Source organism: Vibrio sp. STUT-A11, assembly GCF_026000435.1.
Lineage (GTDB): Bacteria > Pseudomonadota > Gammaproteobacteria > Enterobacterales > Vibrionaceae > Vibrio.
The window spans coordinates 2,520,154-2,536,508 of sequence record NZ_AP026763.1 but is presented as its reverse complement, the minus strand read 5'-3'; the positions used below and the strand labels follow the sequence as shown (position 1 = coordinate 2,536,508).

19 protein-coding genes and 1 tRNA gene are annotated in these 16,355 nt (G+C 46.3%); 14 read left to right on the top strand and 6 right to left on the bottom strand.

The window, feature by feature from the left end:
• The first annotated feature begins 139 nt into the window (after nucleotides 1–139).
• Nucleotides 140–1,090, top strand: coding sequence for an OmpA family protein (locus tag OO774_RS11840; RefSeq protein WP_264902886.1), 951 nt, complete (start codon nucleotides 140–142; stop codon nucleotides 1,088–1,090).
• A 127-nt stretch (nucleotides 1,091–1,217) separates the two neighbouring features.
• Here OO774_RS11840 and OO774_RS11835 read toward each other — a convergent pair whose 3' ends face one another.
• The 3 genes from OO774_RS11835 to OO774_RS11825 form a co-directional block, all read right to left on the bottom strand.
• Nucleotides 1,218–1,724 carry a Fe3+-citrate ABC transporter substrate-binding protein gene (locus OO774_RS11835; RefSeq protein ID WP_264902885.1) on the bottom strand — a complete coding sequence of 169 codons (507 nt, stop codon included), beginning with the start codon at nucleotides 1,722–1,724 and terminating at the stop codon, nucleotides 1,218–1,220.
• 224 nt (nucleotides 1,725–1,948) lie between these two features.
• Nucleotides 1,949–2,025 (bottom strand) — tRNA-Arg (locus OO774_RS11830).
• A gap of 92 nt (nucleotides 2,026–2,117) precedes the next feature.
• Nucleotides 2,118–3,251 (bottom strand): flagellar assembly protein FlgT, encoded by a 1,134-nt coding sequence (locus OO774_RS11825; RefSeq protein ID WP_264902884.1) that lies wholly within the window; start codon nucleotides 3,249–3,251, stop codon nucleotides 2,118–2,120.
• A gap of 167 nt (nucleotides 3,252–3,418) precedes the next feature.
• On the opposite strand from OO774_RS11825, the gene OO774_RS11820 reads away from it, so the two are divergent.
• Nucleotides 3,419–4,057 (top strand): FlgO family outer membrane protein, encoded by a 639-nt coding sequence (locus tag OO774_RS11820; protein WP_264902883.1) that lies wholly within the window; start codon nucleotides 3,419–3,421, stop codon nucleotides 4,055–4,057.
• A 9-nt stretch (nucleotides 4,058–4,066) separates the two neighbouring features.
• Nucleotides 4,067–4,498, top strand: a complete 432-nt coding sequence (gene flgP / locus OO774_RS11815) for a flagellar assembly lipoprotein FlgP (protein ID WP_264902882.1) — start codon at nucleotides 4,067–4,069, stop codon at nucleotides 4,496–4,498.
• Nucleotides 4,499–4,608: 110 nt separating this feature from the next.
• Here the strand turns inward: flgP and flgN are convergent, their stop codons facing one another.
• The 3 genes from flgN to flgA all read right to left on the bottom strand — a co-directional run bounded on the left by flgN (nucleotide 4,609) and on the right by flgA (nucleotide 6,249).
• Nucleotides 4,609–5,034, bottom strand: coding sequence for a flagellar export chaperone FlgN (gene flgN / locus OO774_RS11810; RefSeq protein ID WP_264902881.1), 426 nt, complete (start codon nucleotides 5,032–5,034; stop codon nucleotides 4,609–4,611).
• Nucleotides 5,035–5,060: 26 nt separating this feature from the next.
• A complete protein-coding gene (flgM, locus tag OO774_RS11805) occupies nucleotides 5,061–5,378 on the bottom strand; it encodes a flagellar biosynthesis anti-sigma factor FlgM (protein ID WP_264902880.1) in 318 nt (105 codons plus the stop codon).
• Between the two features lie 124 nt (nucleotides 5,379–5,502).
• On the bottom strand, nucleotides 5,503–6,249 hold the full coding sequence (gene flgA, locus OO774_RS11800) for a flagellar basal body P-ring formation chaperone FlgA (RefSeq protein WP_264902879.1): 747 nt from the start codon (nucleotides 6,247–6,249) through the stop codon (nucleotides 5,503–5,505).
• A gap of 76 nt (nucleotides 6,250–6,325) precedes the next feature.
• Here flgA and OO774_RS11795 point away from each other — a divergent pair, with 76 nt between their 5' ends.
• From OO774_RS11795 to flgJ, 11 genes are all read left to right on the top strand, one after another.
• Nucleotides 6,326–7,252 carry a chemotaxis protein gene (locus OO774_RS11795; RefSeq protein WP_264902878.1) on the top strand — a complete coding sequence of 309 codons (927 nt, stop codon included), beginning with the start codon at nucleotides 6,326–6,328 and terminating at the stop codon, nucleotides 7,250–7,252.
• Nucleotides 7,253–7,262: 10 nt separating this feature from the next.
• Entirely contained in the window at nucleotides 7,263–8,102 is an 840-nt protein-coding gene (locus OO774_RS11790; RefSeq protein WP_264902877.1) for a protein-glutamate O-methyltransferase, read from the top strand.
• A 288-nt stretch (nucleotides 8,103–8,390) separates the two neighbouring features.
• Nucleotides 8,391–8,786 carry a flagellar basal body rod protein FlgB gene (gene flgB, locus OO774_RS11785; protein WP_014231091.1) on the top strand — a complete coding sequence of 132 codons (396 nt, stop codon included), beginning with the start codon at nucleotides 8,391–8,393 and terminating at the stop codon, nucleotides 8,784–8,786.
• Between the two features lie 5 nt (nucleotides 8,787–8,791).
• Entirely contained in the window at nucleotides 8,792–9,205 is a 414-nt protein-coding gene (flgC, locus tag OO774_RS11780) for a flagellar basal body rod protein FlgC (protein WP_264902876.1), read from the top strand.
• 17 nt (nucleotides 9,206–9,222) lie between these two features.
• Entirely contained in the window at nucleotides 9,223–9,930 is a 708-nt protein-coding gene (flgD, locus tag OO774_RS11775; RefSeq protein ID WP_264902875.1) for a flagellar hook assembly protein FlgD, read from the top strand.
• 31 nt (nucleotides 9,931–9,961) lie between these two features.
• The gene (gene flgE / locus OO774_RS11770; RefSeq protein WP_264902874.1) at nucleotides 9,962–11,296 is read left to right on the top strand and encodes a flagellar hook protein FlgE; all 1,335 of its coding nucleotides are present in this window, start codon (nucleotides 9,962–9,964) and stop codon (nucleotides 11,294–11,296) included.
• Nucleotides 11,297–11,822: 526 nt separating this feature from the next.
• A complete protein-coding gene (locus tag OO774_RS11765) occupies nucleotides 11,823–12,572 on the top strand; it encodes a flagellar basal body rod protein FlgF (RefSeq protein WP_264902873.1) in 750 nt (249 codons plus the stop codon).
• Nucleotides 12,573–12,590: 18 nt separating this feature from the next.
• Nucleotides 12,591–13,379, top strand: a complete 789-nt coding sequence (gene flgG / locus OO774_RS11760) for a flagellar basal-body rod protein FlgG (RefSeq protein ID WP_005382032.1) — start codon at nucleotides 12,591–12,593, stop codon at nucleotides 13,377–13,379.
• Nucleotides 13,380–13,410: 31 nt separating this feature from the next.
• Nucleotides 13,411–14,190, top strand: coding sequence for a flagellar basal body L-ring protein FlgH (gene flgH / locus OO774_RS11755; protein WP_264906109.1), 780 nt, complete (start codon nucleotides 13,411–13,413; stop codon nucleotides 14,188–14,190).
• Nucleotides 14,191–14,232: 42 nt separating this feature from the next.
• Nucleotides 14,233–15,324, top strand: a complete 1,092-nt coding sequence (locus OO774_RS11750; RefSeq protein WP_020333342.1) for a flagellar basal body P-ring protein FlgI — start codon at nucleotides 14,233–14,235, stop codon at nucleotides 15,322–15,324.
• A gap of 17 nt (nucleotides 15,325–15,341) precedes the next feature.
• Nucleotides 15,342–16,286, top strand: a complete 945-nt coding sequence (gene flgJ, locus OO774_RS11745) for a flagellar assembly peptidoglycan hydrolase FlgJ (RefSeq protein WP_264902782.1) — start codon at nucleotides 15,342–15,344, stop codon at nucleotides 16,284–16,286.
• Nucleotides 16,287–16,355 lie beyond the last annotated feature (69 nt).

Below are 16,355 nucleotides of genomic sequence, written 5' to 3'. Positions count from 1 at the left end.
CCTTTGATAAGTGATTTGCATATACATGCACAAAGTCGGCTTCGGTAATACGCTCAAGGAATGAATCAAACCGGAATACAACGTCAGTTGGCGACGCATTTCGAGAACTAATAAAAGTAATTCTTAATAGGAATCAATAATGAAAAAACTAGCAGCGGTAATTTCAGCATCTTTACTTATGGCATCAGCGGCTCAAGCAGAAGTCTATGTTGGCGGTAAAATGGGTAAATCTTGGTTGGAAGATGCTTGTGTAGCCGGTCAGTCTTGCGATAAAGATGACTCAACTCTTGGTGCTTTTGTTGGTTACGAATTCAACGACTACATTGCTGTTGAAGCAGGTTTTGACAACGTTGGTGATTTTGACGAGACTTCATTCGGTGGTCACGTAGAAGCTATCACTCTTGCTCCTAAATTCAGCCTACCAATCACTGAAGACATTGCACTTTACGGTAAAGTGGGTGGCGCTTACGTGATGTTTGATGGTAAAGACGATTACTCTTACCTGGGTGCTGCTGGCCTTGAGTTTAACCTAAGCCAAAACGTAACAGCTCGTGCGGAGTACCAAACCATCACTGATATCAACAACGATGTTGTGCGCGCAACAGGCAATACTGCGACGCTAGGTGTTTCATTCAAGTTTGGTGGCAGCGAAGAACCAGTTGTTGAAGAAGCGCCAATCGTTGAAGAAGTGGTTGTTGTAGAAGAGCCAGTCGTTGTAACGAAAACATTCGAAACGCAAACTATCGGTACTGGTGGCTTCGATCTAAACAGCACAACACTAAAACCTGAAAGCGCAGCTAAACTAGACAACTTGGTTGCTTTCCTAAACGAGCACCCACAAGCGAATGTTGAAGTAGTAGGCTACACAGATACTTCTGGCGCTGCATCTTACAACCAGAAAGTTTCTGAGCAACGCGCAGAATCTGTTGCTAACGCGCTAGTAGAAAAAGGCATTGATGCATCACGCATCCACGCTCGTGGTGAAGGTGAAAACAACCCTATCGCATCAAACGAAACGCGTGAAGGTCGTCAACAAAACCGTCGTGTAGAAGTGATTGTTCCTGAGTTTGAATACCAAGTTCAGCAATAAGATACTCATTAAACGAATAGAATTCTGATCTTAAATGCCCCCAAAAGTGCTCGCTTTCTGGGGGCATTTTTATATCTATTGTCGATGCAAAAAACAGTTGCAGCCAGAAGTGGCTTAGTACAGTGGGTTATTTAAGATCGATACTGTTTAGGCGTCCCATAAAGGTGAGTATCTCCAGATTGTCCTTGTGTGCTTCCAGCAATGCTTTTTTGGTTTGCATGTATGCGGCAAGCTTGCCGTATTTGCTGATTGAGCGCACGACGGTCTTGTACTTATATTCTCCGTGTTCGTTAAACTCTCGCCACTTGGCAATGTAACAAGTGTCTCGATTGTCTGGGTTCTCTAGAGTCGGATTGGGCTTATGAACGATTTTCGGTTCAACGCTGTGTGGTAATCTTGTCATCAGATAAGGATCTTTCAAAAGGCGTCGCCAAAATTTGCCCCACATCTGCTGCCCCAATTCATTTCTCAATTTAATGGCTTTCTTTAATCCTTTCTCCTCTCCAATACGCACGAACCCTACAGAGCGGTGAAGTACCGTATCCTCAGGGGTGTGGATGTGGATCTTAAAGGCTGTTTTACCTTTTGATATAAAACGGTGTCCGGTATTGGTAATCAAATTGCTCTTAGACATAGCATTAAATAACATTCTTATTAATAGCCGAAAGGGTAAGCAAAACTCATCAATAATTAAAGTCATAAAATACAAAACTGTAAATAGCTGTCTTTCAAATTGGTTTTGCGCCGTTAGTAAATGTTCAGGAAACAGAGACAGAGAACAGCAGTGATTTGTCTCGAGTGGTATCAAATTAGGAGAAAAGAAAAGCCTTAGTCCAATAACTAACTAAGGCTCTGATGTGGCGCCCCCAGTAGGATTCGAACCTACGACCTGTCCCTTAGGAGGGGACTGCGCTATCCAGCTGTGCCATGAGGGCGTAATACCAAGTACTACAGTTGGTATAATCAAATAAGATGCGTCACCTATAATATTCAAAAGTACGCATATCTCAAGACCTAATGTTGTCTTTTAGAGTATCTTGTTCATTACATCGCCAATTTGAACGCTTGATGATAAGTTAGGCTGATCGATGCTCAGTTCTGCTTCGTGTTCATAAACACGCGACACGGTTAAGGTCACTTCGCTTTGCGATACTTTATTGCGCGGTAAACCGCTTTGGTCGATAAAAGAAGCGGTGTGCCACAATTGCAATTTATCGCCTTCTTTAACACCGTGCATCCGGCCTAAATCCATGGTAACCGTGTTACCGTAAACAGCCACCACTTCCGGCAAGGTTATCTTACAAGACAGTTCTGATTCCAGATCTAACATGATGTTACGGCTTACGCGCAGCATCATTTCACCATAAGTAGATGCCCAGAATCGTGCGCTTCGTGTGTCGACCTGACTGGTTTTTGCAAACGGCCAGCGAGCGACTTCACGGTAGGTTTTATAAAAGACTTCATGGCCAGTTTTACCATCATAAACTTTCATCTCTAAGGCAAACTGCCGGTTGATGATGTCATTTTTCAGTACTTGAGATTCAATCGTCGCGGTTAAGTCAGTAATCACACCGCCAATAATGTATTGTGCCCCATTATCCTCAGCAATCATCTGAGTACGAGCAGGGTAGTTTCGGCTTATTGAGTAGTCGGTAGTGCCCACAGAGACGAAGCTGCGAGAAGTTTGATCGAGCTGACGATTCACCACATGACTAAAGTCATCACCGACTTGATAAATTTGTCCCATCACCGCTTGCTGAGGAGAGGCAACATCAATATTACCGACGAGGATGGTCTTCTTGTATTGAGCTGTGTGGCAACCCATTGCCGATGGATAGATATCGACACGGAGCTTCATCATCATTTTTCCACTTCGTTTACGCTCTGATTCGACCAGAATGTAGCGTACTTCATGGTTTGTGAATTGATACTCTTTGCGGTTCTCTTCTAATAGCGGCATTAAATTGCTGATGCTGCCGATATCGGCACCCGAAAAGTTGACGGCTTTAAAAAGCGCATCCTCTAAGGCGTGTAGCCTTGCCGCATCATCAGAAGAAACGATCGTGGCAACGCCTGTCACTTCATACCACGCAGCGACTGCACGAAAAGGCAGCAGCAGAACGAAAGTGATTGAAAATACGCTGATTAATATTTTTTTCATGGCTTGTAACCGTTCAGGTATAAATATTGCTTTAACAAATTCAGTGAAGTTTGGTGGCGATTTCTTCGTTTGGACAAACAAAAGAAAAGCAAGGACTGTTCCAACATTACCTTTCTTGCCTGTAATAGTAAGGAACAGTGACCCGAGATTATCTGGAGAATCAAACCATGAAAAAATGGCTTGTTGCCGCATCGATGATGACGCTGTTGACATCGTGCGCGTATTCACCAATTTACAATGGTAAAGAAACCTATTCAGGCAGCCAGTTCATGCTAATGGACAGCCCGCGTCATACTATGGATTTCTTTATCGAAAGCATGACGGAAGAGTTGATGGTGTCTAACGTTGCGGTTTCTGCACGCACACCTATTGCGATCACGTCATTCGTTGATTTACAAAATATGGATGCGACGAATTGGTTGGGGAACTCGGTATCTGAAGGGTTCATCCATCAATTCCAGCGTCGTGGTTTTAAAGTGGTGGATTTCAAAACGACGGGTTCGATTCAAGTGACCCAACAGGGCGATTTTGCATTGAGCCGAGACTGGAAAGAACTCGCCAAAGAGCAAGAAATCCAATATGTACTCACTGGTACTATGCTACGCCAAGAGGGCGGTGTGTTAGTCAACGCCCGTGTGGTGGGTATGCAAAGCCGAATTGTCGTCGCAACGGCACAGGGCTTCTTGCCAGCGGATCGTATTGGCCGTGACTTAGATACGCTGAACAGTATTCGTACTCAAGATGGCGTGCTGATTCGCTCAGACCCAACCATTCGTCAGCCATACACTGTCATTCTCCGCCCATAGGATAAAGCCATGAAGAAACTACTATTTATTATTGCTACCTTGGTGCTTGTGGGTTGTCAGCCATTGCAGCAGATGCGTCAGGATGAACTGCTCGTCGCGGTAGGTTATGCCAGCGTGAGTGAGCAAACCGGTCGCACTGTAGAAGAAAAACGAGTTCGAGCAATGCGCGCATCGAAAATTGATGCCTACCGTGAACTGGCAGAGCAAGTATATGGTATGCGTGTCAGTGGCCGAGCGGAGTTACAAGATCAACGGTTGGGTACCGAGAGTACTACTGGTGCGGTTGACGGCGTTATTCGCGGCGCGGAAGTGGTGAGAAGCTACTTGGTAGAAGACAGTTATGTCACAGAGCTTCGCCTGGACATCCGAAAAATGGATAAGCTACGTAATTATGGTGAAGTACAGCAGGTACCTGAAAAGCGTCAGCAGACCTTGTTCTAACGGCTCTACCAATACAGATAATCTTTCTGGCGGCTGATTAATAACAATGGGTTGTTTTTTATGCTTGTCACTCGGAGTGGTGGAACGATTAGGGTAATCAAAAGCAGAGATCAGGCTTTGATATTGGTACCTAGCGTCGAAATAGTGTGGGTTTGGCCTCCGGCATTGTAAGTCATACCAACTTTGCCGTGGGTGCGTTGAAGCATATTATTGAGTTTAGTGAAGCTCAGTTGCGCTCGATTGAGCGATTCACCATTCATTTGATTGACTTGTTGGCAATCAATAACGATAGATTGGATCTGGTTTACCACCTGACTTAGGTGTTCATCTTCGGTAAGCTGATTGACATGCGGGTGAGAGGCGATTCGCTGATCAGTGGTCTTTAATTGATCAATGAGTGTCATCTTTTGTTTGGCAATACTTTCGATATCAGCAGAAACACGTGCAGTGATGGCTTGTGTTTCCTGACGTAAAATCACAGAAAGTGCTTTTGCATTTTCTAATTGGAAATTTACGAGATCGACTAATGCTGCCATGAATACTTACCTTGAGCCCAAGTCAGTTAGATTTTGCCTTGCAATTCGCTTTCAAGCTTAATCATATTGTCGGCCAGTTTTTCTGGATCAACTTTGTATGAGCCGTTTGCGATTGCTTCTTTGATTGCCGCCACTTTTGCACTGTCATAAGCCGGTGAAGCTGCCATATCCTTCTGGAGTTTGTTGACGTCTTTACTCTGTTGGCTCAATGATACTGCATCTTGCTGTGCTGATATTTTCTGTGACTCTGTTGCGCTGGTCGCTTTCGAGTCATTACGTGCAGGCGCGCGACTATTATTAGTCGTCATCATCTGACCTGAACGTATATTGTCTATACCTGCCATGTTTAACCTTTGCCTTGTATCGTAATACTGGTACTCAGACTATCGACCAATACCAAAATAACTTTAGTCATTTTGTGCACTTTTATTGATCGATTTTAATCACGCGCTATTGTTCGCCGAAAGGTCAAAAGTTGACGGTGATTTCCGCAATGCCAGTGACTATGCCCTCTATTATACGTTGAGACTTATCATTTTTCACTCTCACTTGATCGCCAGCGGCACCATCTTGTAACGCGGTGCCTTGAGTCGTGATCACCATACCCGATTTTACCGCTTGAATCGTCACTTTCTCATTGCGACATACAACACAAACATCATTGCGCTCAATCACGTCTCCCAGACGAACACTCCGTTTTAATTTCGCGCCCACGACTTGAGAATGGTCGGTAAAGCCATCTTTGCGAAAGCGCTGTAATTCAATCATTGACGTGGTGACGTCTGAAGTACTGATGATTTCTCCACGGACAAGCTGGCGAGTACTGACAATCATCGGAACTGAGACCGATAGACGTACTGGGACATAAACTTTCCAGTTATCAGCCGGGCATTCAACCAATACATTAATATTGCTGCGTGCGCTGCTGGTGGTAGACGCTGATGTGTTGAGAACATCGGGGCAGTCTGTAGCTTTAATCCGGGAGTCGATATTTGCTGCATTGACGGTTAACTCACCGCCTGCAGGCTGCTCGACAGTGGCTAGAACGTGCTGTTCTGCCGCCGTTTTTATCTGTTCGAGCTGATTATCACTAGCTGAGTGAACAAAAAAGCTAAATATACTGAGCAAAATGCCGATAGCCTTAGCGTACTTTGTGAATACCGCTCTACATATTGTCTTAGTCAATGTGGTCGAAGTGATAGTGAAATACGCCATAAGATCTCCCTGGAACAACGCTTGCCAGTGGTAGAGTATCATTTAAAAACAAAAAGTTTGAGATGGAGATGAGCATATGACGGGGATTCTTGACTCAGTGAATCAGCGTACGCAACTCGTCGGTCAGAACCGATTGGAATTGTTGACCTTTAGATTGATGGGACGTCAGCGTTACGGCATTAACGTATTTAAAGTTCGAGAAGTGCTGCAATGTCCAAAGCTGACAGTCATGCCAAACCTACACCCATTAGTAAAAGGTGTTGCTCATATTCGTGGCCATACTGTATCAGTGATTGATTTGAGTCTGGCAATTGGTGGCCGCCCAACCACGGATATAGACAAGTGTTTTGTGGTGATTGCTGAGTTTAACCGTACCATCCAGGCGTTTTTGGTGTCTTCGGTTGAGCGCATCATAAACATGCACTGGGAAGCTATTTTGCCGCCTCCAGAAGGCGCGGGTAAAGCGCATTACCTGACGGCAGTAACCAATATTGATAATGAGCTGGTTGAAATTCTCGATGTAGAAAAAGTCTTAGCGGAAATCGCCCCGGTTGATGAGACGATGGATGCTGCGATTGGTGAGGAAATCGCTCAGGCGGAGCAGGTCAAACCTATTGTTCGTCGTATCATGATTGCCGATGACTCAACTGTGGCGCGCAAACAGTTGGAGCGGGCTATCCGTTCGATAGGCTTTGAAGTTTTGTCGGTTAAAGATGGCAAAGAGGCATACAATACCTTGCTTGAGATGGCTCGAGAAGGCGATATTTACGAGCAAATTTCTTTGGTCATTTCTGACATCGAAATGCCAGAGATGGATGGTTACACTCTCACTGCTGAAATTCGAAGAAATGCGGATTTGAAAGATCTTTATGTTATTCTCCACTCTTCCTTAAGTGGTGTATTTAACCAAGCCATGGTTGATCGCGTAGGGGCGAACACCTTTATTGCGAAATTTAACCCAGACGAACTGGGTAACGCGGTTAAATCTGCATTAATAGAATAAAGAGACATGAATGACTGCTATTACAATTGGTGATCAAGAGTATCGTGATTTCAGCCGTTTTCTCGAAGCGCAGTGTGGTATTGTTCTCGGCGATAGTAAGCAGTACTTAGTGCGCAGCCGATTAAGTCCGTTAGTGACCAAGTTTAAGCTCACTTCGTTGTCTGATTTACTGCGTGATGTGGTCGTGGGTCGCAACCGGGAGCTACGTATTGCGGCTGTGGACGCGATGACAACCAACGAAACATTGTGGTTTCGAGATACGTATCCATTCACGGTTTTAGCTGAGAAATTATTGCCGGAACTCGCGGCAAACAAACGGCCAATTAAAATCTGGTCAGCCGCCAGTTCATCGGGTCAGGAGCCGTACTCCATCGCAATGACGATTTTGGAAACGCAGCAGCGTAAACCAGGATTATTGCCAAGTATTTCTATCACCGCGACCGACATTTCGACCAGTATGCTGGAGATGTGTCGCGCTGGCGTGTATGACAATTTAGCCTTGGGTCGTGGTCTCTCTCCGGAGCGTCGCCGTGTCTTTTTTGAAGACAACGGAGATGGCCGCATGAAAGTGAAAGACAATGTAAAGCGCCTGGTCAACTTTCGCCCGCAAAACTTGCTCGACAGCTACGCGCTGGTGGGCAAGTTTGACATTATCTTTTGCCGTAATGTACTGATTTACTTCTCACCAGAGATGAAATCCAAAGTGCTCAATCAAATGGCAAACCAGCTCAATCCGGGTGGTTATCTACTGCTGGGTGCATCTGAGTCTTTAACCGGGCTAACGGACCGTTTTGAAATGGTGCGTTGTAATCCGGGTATCATTTATAAACTGAAAGATCCTAGGGGCTAGATCCTAGATCCTAGGTGTGTATGCGGTAAGTTCAGTGAAAAGCATTAACGAAGGTGCTTGTTGCTTTGGAATACGGAGCGCTTCGCTTACAGGTTACGGAAAGGGAAATAAAACCGGTATTCGGTAATCTGTATTCCTAAGAAGCAAATAAAGTATTTACGTTTATCGCTTTATTCCCAGCGGACTCTACTAGGACCTAGGATCCTAGAACCTCCCCTCCTCCTCTAATTGGCATAGTAATTGCTTTTTAGTTATTTATACCGGTCAGTTCTAATTGTAGAGGCAAGCATGGCTATATCTTTTGACAATGCACTAGGCATCCACCAACACACGGTGGGCGTACGTGAGCGCAATGCTGAGGTGATTTCCACCAACATCGCACAAGCCAATACACCTGGTTACAAAGCAAGAGGTTTAGACTTTGCCAAGGAATTACAAGCGGCAACATCGGGGGCAAGCATTAGTCTTAATCGAACCGATGGTCGGCATATTCCTGCCACTACAACGTTGACAGGGGACAAGCTATATCGTCTTCCTACCCAACCTGATACGGGTGATGGCAACACAGTAGATTTGGATTTAGAACGTAATCTGTTCATGCAGAACCAAATCAGACACCAGGCATCACTCGACTTTCTAGGTGGCAAATTCAAGAACTTAACCAAGGCAATCAAAGGGGATTAATTTAGATGAGCTTATTTAACGTTTTCAATGTGACAGGTTCCGCAATGAGCGCTGAGTCTGTTCGTCTGAATACTACCTCAAGCAACCTGGCGAATGCGGATAGTGTCAGCAGCTCTGCGAAAGACACTTACAAAGCGCGTCATGCTGTATTTGGTGCTGAGTTAGGTAATGCCATGCGTAGCGGTAATACGGTACCAGTGAAAGTGTTGGGGATTGTAGAAAGTGATAAACCGCTGAATGCGGAGTACAACCCTGATCATCCTCTTGCAAACGAAGAAGGCTACATCTATAAGCCAAACGTTAATGTAATGGAAGAAATGGCAAATATGATTTCGGCGTCTCGTGCATACCAAACTAATGTACAAGTCGCTGATTCAAGCAAACAAATGCTGCTGCGTACGCTGCAGATGGGTCAATAAGGATAAGGAGGTAGCGTATGGCCGGATTTAACAACGTTGGTCAAAGCGGCTTGTCCTACATCGACCAGCTAAAAAGCCTACAAGAGAACAAAAAAGCGCAAGAGAGTACAGGTAAGCAGGACCTGAAACAGGAAGACTTCCTATCTTTGCTCACCAAGCAATTGTCTCAGCAGGACCCGTTTAAGCCTGTCGGTAACGACCAGATGATTGCGCAAATGGCGTCATTTGCGACCGTTGATGGCATTGGCAAAATGAACACTCAGTTTGAGAGTTTGAACTCGTCCATGACATCGAACCAAGCGTTACAAGCTTCCTCTCTGGTTGGGCGAGATGTGTTGGTTCCAGGGGCCGCTGGTGTGAAGCAAGATGAAGCACCAATGGCAGCCATGGTTAAGCTTTCGCAATCTATCGATAATTTATTTGTTCGGGTAGAAAACGAAGCTGGCCAATTGGTTCGTACTTTTGAGGTAGGGGCGAAACCAGCCGGTGACACCCGTGTACTCTGGGACGGTAATGATGAAAGCGGGAATCCATTGCCTGCCGGTAAATACAAAGTGAAAGCATCTGGCTTAGTGGATGGAGCGTCGCAAGAGTTCCCAGTCTCCACTTATGCCAATGTAAACAGCGTATTACTAGGCAAGGGTGACGGAAACGTATTACTCAATCTGGCGGGTTTTGAATCGCCAGTTCGACTTGCAGAAGTATTGGAAGTTGGCAAAGCGTAACGCATAACACGCGAGATCAGGAGACTTTGGAATGTCATATGTATCTTTAAGCGGTTTGTCCGCCGCTCAATTGGATTTAAACACCACCAGTAACAACATTGCAAACGCCAATACGTATGGCTTTAAAGAGTCTCGTGCCGAGTTTGCGGATGTTTACTCAAACTCTTTGTTCACCAACGCCAAAACAACACCGGGTGGTGGTGCTCAGGCTGGCCAGGTGGCACAGCAGTTCCATGAAGGGTCAAGTGTATACACCAATAACCCGATGGATTTGCGTGTATCAGGAACGGGTTTCTTCGCCGTGGCAAAAGATCGTTTGGTGCCGCAGCAAAATGAAATGACACGTAACGGTGCGTTCCACCTGAACAGAGACAACTACATGGTAACGGCGAACGATGAGTTTCTGCTTGGTTATCAGGTCAACCCAGACTCTGGTGAGGTGTCATCTTACGAGCCACAGCCAATCAATATTCCAGCCGAGTTTGGTAAGCCAAAACAAACGGCGAACATTGAAGTGGGCGTAAACTTACCTGCGAATGGTGATTTGAAAGATCCGACTCAGTTTGATTTTTCTGATCCAGATACTTACAACCGTTCAACGTCTTCAACCATTTATGACTCAATGGGTCAGTCTTACAAGTTGACCACTTACTACCTGAAAGACCAGACTCAGCCGAATACCTGGAATGCCTACTACACGGTCACAGACAAAGATGGTGAGAAGCCGGTTAACATTGCTCAAGGTGATGCAACAACCGCATCTGGTCATGTTGGTCACACGATGAAGTTCAACAATGATGGCACGCTGGCGAGCTTAAACGGCGGCAACCCGATAACGTCTGTCGCGTTAGGTGGTACAACAGGTGAAGGTGGTGAAGCTGCGGGAGCAAATGCGGGAATCAACCTCAATGGTGCCGATCCAATGCAAACTCTGAACTTTGGTTTGGATGCATCAACTCAGTTTGCGGCTCCGTTTGAACTGACCAAGTTTGATGAAGATGGTGCAACGACGGGCTTCCTGACCAAAGTTGACTTTGATGAAAACGGCAGCGTGTTAGGCACATACTCAAACGGTGAAAACGTCACCTTAGGCCGCGTTGCGCTCGTCCGTGTTCCTAACGAACAAGGTCTGGATAAAAAAGGCGGCACTCAGTGGGACTCAACTCAGTTTTCTGGTGACAAAATCTGGGGTGAATCCAATAAAGGTTCTTTTGGTACCCTTAATAACGGCGTACTGGAGCAGTCTAATATTGATATGACTCAGGAGCTGGTGGATCTGATTTCGGCTCAGCGTAACTTCCAGGCTAACTCGCGTTCGCTAGAAGTGCATAACCAGCTACAACAAAATATTCTGCAGATTCGCTAGAGCGCTAGTCCGATAGCCCGATAATCTGCTTTATCAAGTGACGCTGCTTGGCGGCTCACTTGATTACTTCATGACATTCATCAGATGCTTAGCCCGAAATTACCTCACTTCGGGCTGTAATGCCAGTCGCTAACGCCCCTTATTGAGTCATTCCAGCGAGCCATAGCGAGACTAGGAATCTATTATCAGTGCGCTGAACAGAGTTAGGAACAATGTTGGCAACAAAGTGCTCGGATAGAAGATTCTGAATCACGCTCCTTCGTCGCTGTCCAGAATGACGGGGGTTGCGATGTACCGTTCGCTGTTAAACGAGCGGCATTGCACTTTGGGCTAAGCATTATTTGATCTCTTCGTTGCCGCCATTGCCGCTCAAAGGATCAAAAACTTGCCTCTTTCCGGATTTATCCTGCAAAACTTTCCTTTATCTAGTTTGTTTTAAAGTCAAGCTATTGAGTATTAAGTGCATTTTGTTTTGGCATAAGTATTGCTTTTACTCTCAAGTACAGAGGACTTTAGGGAGTAATTTATGGATCGCGCACTGTTTCTCGCAATGAGCGGCGCCAAGCAAAACATGCAGGCTCTGCAATTGCGTGCCAACAACCTGGCCAACGTGAGCACCACGGGGTTTCGTGCCGATTTAGCACAGGCTCGTTCGATGCAAGCGTATGGAGAAGGGCTCCCTTCACGTGTGTTTAGCATGACAGAGCGTCCGGGACATAACTTTGCTCAAGGCAGTGTGATCACCACTGGCCGCGATTTGGATATTACTATCGAAGGCAGCGGTTGGCTGTCTGTCTTAGACCACACTGGTAAAGAAGGGTTGACCCGTAACGGCAACTTAAAAGTCGATCAAAATGGTTTACTGACGAATGCGAGTGGCCATGCTGTGTTGGGTGATAATGACGCACCGATTACTTTACCCATCCCTCTCTCTAAAATTGAAATAGGTCGTGATGGCACCATCTCTGTACTTCCGCAAGGTGCTCCAGCAGAAGAATTACAAGTGGTTGATCGTATCAAACTTGTGAAAACTGACGATCGCAATTTATTTAAAGACACCAATGGCTTATTTCGCCATAAAACTCCAAACCAGCCTTACGAAGCAGACGCAACCGTCAGTATCCAAACGGGTGCCATTGAAGGTAGTAACGTCAATGCCGTAGGTGAAATGACGGCATTAATTGACCTTCAGCGTCAGTTTGAAATGCAAGTCAAGATGATGAGCACCGCTGAAGAGATGGACAAGTCTTCAGATTCACTGCTTCGTATGAGTTAACAGAGTTAGAGGTTCACAATGCATCCAGCACTATGGGTTAGTAAAACCGGTTTAGACGCCCAACAAACCAACATTGCAACGATTTCAAACAACCTGGCGAACGCTTCAACGGTTGGTTACAAAAAGAGCCGCGCCGTATTCGAAGACTTGTTTTATCAGAACATTAATCAGCCGGGTGGCCAGTCCTCGCAGAATACAGAATTGCCAAGTGGTTTGATGTTGGGTGCCGGTTCTAAAGTGGTTGCCACGCAAAAAGTGCATACTCACGGTAACGCACAAACTACCACCAACGCGCTGGATATGATGGTGGAAGGTGATGGTTTCTTCCAAGTGACCTTACCGGACGGCAACATCGGTTATACGCGTAATGGCCAATTCACGCTGAACGGTGAAGGTACTCTAGTGACGTCAGGCTCTGGTTACCCGGTAGAACCTGAAATCGTCATTCCTGAAGATGCAATTTCAATTACTGTCGGCACGGACGGTGAAGTGTCGGTCCGTGTTCGTGGTCAGCAAGACAACCAAGTCGTCGGTCAGTTGACCATTACCGATTTCGTTAACCCTGGTGGTCTAGAGCCAATTGGTCAGAACCTCTATTTGCCGACTGGTGCGAGTGGTGACCCGCAAGAAGGGGTTCCGGGGCTGGATGGCTTGGGTGAAATCCGTCAGTCCATGCTGGAAGCATCCAACGTGAATGTGACTGAAGAGTTGGTCAATATGATCGAAGCGCAGCGCGTTTACGAAATGAACTCTAAAGTAATCTCGTCTGTCGATAAGATGATGAGCTTCGTTAACCAGCAGCTTTAACGGTGTAGGCATCGTGATTAAGGAGCTTATGATGAAACGTATTTGCCTGCTTGCGCTTATTAGCACCATGTCTGGCTGTGCCATGTTAGAGCCGATTGAAACCGATGACGTTTCTCAAGCTACGACGGTTGTTGATGCCGTTGAAGGCGATAAATCAAAAGAAGAGAGCAGCGGTATAGTGGATACCTTGCGTGGCAGAGCTGATCCGGTGGCCGACGATCCGGCATGGGCTCCCATTCATCCGAAACAGAAACCGGAGCATTACGCTGCGGCAACAGGATCATTATTCAGTCCTGAACACATTACCGACCTTTATGATGACTCTAAGCCTCGTGGTATCGGTGACATCATCACTGTCACGTTAGATGAAACCACGAGCGCAACCAAAAGTGCGAACGCTGATTTGTCAAAAAGCAATGACTCAACCATGGATCCGTTGTCTGTCGGTGGGCAAGAACTGCAAGTCGGCGGAAATTATAATTTTTCCTACGACTTGAATAGCAGTAACAGCTTTGTGGGTGACTCTTCAGCGAAACAGAGTAACAGCATCAGTGGTTACATTACTGTCGAAGTGATAGAGGTGCTGGCAAACGGCAATCTGGTTATCCGTGGCGAGAAGTGGATGACGCTGAATACGGGTGATGAGTACATTCGTCTAAGTGGCACTATTCGCCCTGATGACATCAATTTTGACAATACGATTGCTTCCAACCGTGTATCAAACGCTCGAATTCAGTATTCAGGAACGGGGTTGCAACAAGATATGCAACAGCCGGGCTTTTTGGCACGATTCTTTAATGTAGCGCTTTAAGGTGCCGTACTGCGGCAATTTAATTGCGAGAGATAGGTAAGCATGAAAAAAATCTTTTTACTCCTACTGAGCGCTGCGCTGTTTTCAACTGCTGCTCAAGCTGCACGTATTAAAGACGTCGCACAAGTGGCAGGGGTTCGTAGCAACCAACTTGTGGGTTATGGTTTAGTTTCAGGTTTGCCGGGTACTGGGGAGTCCAACCCGTTTACTGAACAAAGCTTCGCGGCCATGCTGCAAAACTTCGGCATTCAGCTGCCGCCGGGAACCAAACCAAAAATTAAAAACGTTGCCGCTGTGATGGTAACGGCAACATTGCCGCCTTTTTCTAAGCCCGGTCAGCAAGTCGACGTCACGGTGTCATCTATCGGTAGCGCGAAAAGCCTGCGTGGTGGCACCTTACTGCAAACCTTCCTAAAAGGTTTAGATGGCCAGGTATATGCCGTTGCACAAGGTAATCTGGTTGTCAGTGGCTTCAGTGCGGAAGGTGCCGATGGCTCAAAGATTGTCGGTAATAACCCAACTGTCGGGCTTATCTCCAGTGGTGCGACGGTAGAGCGCGAAATTCCCAATCCATTTGGTCGTGGTGACTACATTACTTTTAATCTGCTAGAGTCTGATTTCACCACGGCGCAGCGTATGGCTGACGCTGTTAACAATTTTCTTGGCCCTCAAATGGCGAGTCCGGTCGATGCGACATCCGTTCGTGTACGCGCACCGCGTGATGTAAGCCAGCGAGTCGCGTTTCTGTCTGCGATTGAAAACCTGGAATTTGACCCAGCCGATAGTGCTGCAAAGATCATTGTGAATTCCCGTACGGGTACCATCGTTGTTGGCAAGCATGTGCGCCTTAAACCAGCCGCTGTAACGCATGGAGGTATGACAGTTTCCATCAAAGAAAATCTCAGTGTGAGTCAGCCGAATGCCTTCTCGGGCGGCCAGACGGTTGTTGTTCCGGATTCTGACATTGAAGTGAACGAAGAGCAGGGCAAAATGTTTAAGTTTGAGCCGGGGTTGACGTTGGACGATTTGGTTCGCGCAGTCAATGAAGTCGGCGCTGCGCCTTCAGACTTGATGGCGATTTTGCAGGCATTAAAGCAAGCTGGTGCGATTGAAGGCCAGTTGATCATCATCTAAGTCGTTAGGAGGCGGCAATGATTAAGAATCCTAACGATATCGGCTTTATCCACGACATCAGCTCACTCGATACTCTAAGACAAAAAGCAGTTAAGGAGGGCAAAGATGGTGAGCACGAAGCCTTACGTGCGGCAGCGCGACAGTTCGAATCCATTTTCACCTCAATGATGCTCAAGTCGATGCGTGAAGCAAACGAAGGTTTCGAGTCGAATTTCATGAACAGTCAGAACGAAAAGTTTTACCGTCAGATGTTGGACGAGCAAATGGCGAGTGAGTTGAGTGCTTCGGGTTCAATGGGGTTGGCAGATATGATTGTGGCGCAGCTGACAGCAGGTCAGGGAGATGATAAGAGTGACACCGCTGTGCGTGATGCGGCAAACAGTGCTGTTGAATATCGCCGTGTAGACCCACAAAAAGCACGTGAAATCGAGCAACGTTTGATTGAATCTGGCGAGTTAGCTCGTCCAAACCATACTGTCGCTAACACCCAAGCGCCGACTCGATTTGACTCTCCGGAATCTTTTGTAAATTCAATGAAGCCTTATGCCGAAAAAGCTGCCAAGGCATTAGGGGTTGAGCCATCACTGCTTCTTGCTCAAGCGGCGTTAGAAACGGGCTGGGGGCAAAAAGTGGTGAAGAACGCACGTGGCAGCAGCAACAATCTATTTAATATCAAAGCGGATCGCAGTTGGCAGGGCAATAAAGTGACTACTCAAACCTTAGAATTTCATGACAAACTGCCTGTTAAAGAGACGGCAGCGTTCCGTTCATACTCAAGTTACCAAGACAGCTTCAACGATTATGTTCGTTTCTTAAACGATAACCCGCGTTATGAGGTCGCGCTGCAACAGCGTGGAGACTCCGAGTCGTTCATTCGTGGCATTCAACACGCAGGTTATGCGACCGACCCTAACTACGCGAATAAAGTTCTACAAGTGCAACAGAAAATAGAAAACATGTAACCCCTATATGTTTTTCAACCCATTTTTGAGGCTTGCCACTGTGCAAGCCTTTATTTTAGCGCCAGTTCC

Coding starts and splice junctions, on each gene's coding strand:
- OO774_RS11840 (WP_264902886.1), top strand. CDS start 140: ATGAAAAAACTAGCAGCGGTAATTTCAGCATCTTTACTTATGGCATCA.
- OO774_RS11835 (WP_264902885.1), bottom strand. CDS start 1,724: ATGTCTAAGAGCAATTTGATTACCAATACCGGACACCGTTTTATATCA.
- OO774_RS11825 (WP_264902884.1), bottom strand. CDS start 3,251: ATGAAAAAAATATTAATCAGCGTATTTTCAATCACTTTCGTTCTGCTG.
- OO774_RS11820 (WP_264902883.1), top strand. CDS start 3,419: ATGAAAAAATGGCTTGTTGCCGCATCGATGATGACGCTGTTGACATCG.
- flgP (WP_264902882.1), top strand. CDS start 4,067: ATGAAGAAACTACTATTTATTATTGCTACCTTGGTGCTTGTGGGTTGT.
- flgN (WP_264902881.1), bottom strand. CDS start 5,034: ATGGCAGCATTAGTCGATCTCGTAAATTTCCAATTAGAAAATGCAAAA.
- flgM (WP_264902880.1), bottom strand. CDS start 5,378: ATGGCAGGTATAGACAATATACGTTCAGGTCAGATGATGACGACTAAT.
- flgA (WP_264902879.1), bottom strand. CDS start 6,249: ATGGCGTATTTCACTATCACTTCGACCACATTGACTAAGACAATATGT.
- OO774_RS11795 (WP_264902878.1), top strand. CDS start 6,326: ATGACGGGGATTCTTGACTCAGTGAATCAGCGTACGCAACTCGTCGGT.
- OO774_RS11790 (WP_264902877.1), top strand. CDS start 7,263: ATGACTGCTATTACAATTGGTGATCAAGAGTATCGTGATTTCAGCCGT.
- flgB (WP_014231091.1), top strand. CDS start 8,391: ATGGCTATATCTTTTGACAATGCACTAGGCATCCACCAACACACGGTG.
- flgC (WP_264902876.1), top strand. CDS start 8,792: ATGAGCTTATTTAACGTTTTCAATGTGACAGGTTCCGCAATGAGCGCT.
- flgD (WP_264902875.1), top strand. CDS start 9,223: ATGGCCGGATTTAACAACGTTGGTCAAAGCGGCTTGTCCTACATCGAC.
- flgE (WP_264902874.1), top strand. CDS start 9,962: ATGTCATATGTATCTTTAAGCGGTTTGTCCGCCGCTCAATTGGATTTA.
- OO774_RS11765 (WP_264902873.1), top strand. CDS start 11,823: ATGGATCGCGCACTGTTTCTCGCAATGAGCGGCGCCAAGCAAAACATG.
- flgG (WP_005382032.1), top strand. CDS start 12,591: ATGCATCCAGCACTATGGGTTAGTAAAACCGGTTTAGACGCCCAACAA.
- flgH (WP_264906109.1), top strand. CDS start 13,411: ATGAAACGTATTTGCCTGCTTGCGCTTATTAGCACCATGTCTGGCTGT.
- OO774_RS11750 (WP_020333342.1), top strand. CDS start 14,233: ATGAAAAAAATCTTTTTACTCCTACTGAGCGCTGCGCTGTTTTCAACT.
- flgJ (WP_264902782.1), top strand. CDS start 15,342: ATGATTAAGAATCCTAACGATATCGGCTTTATCCACGACATCAGCTCA.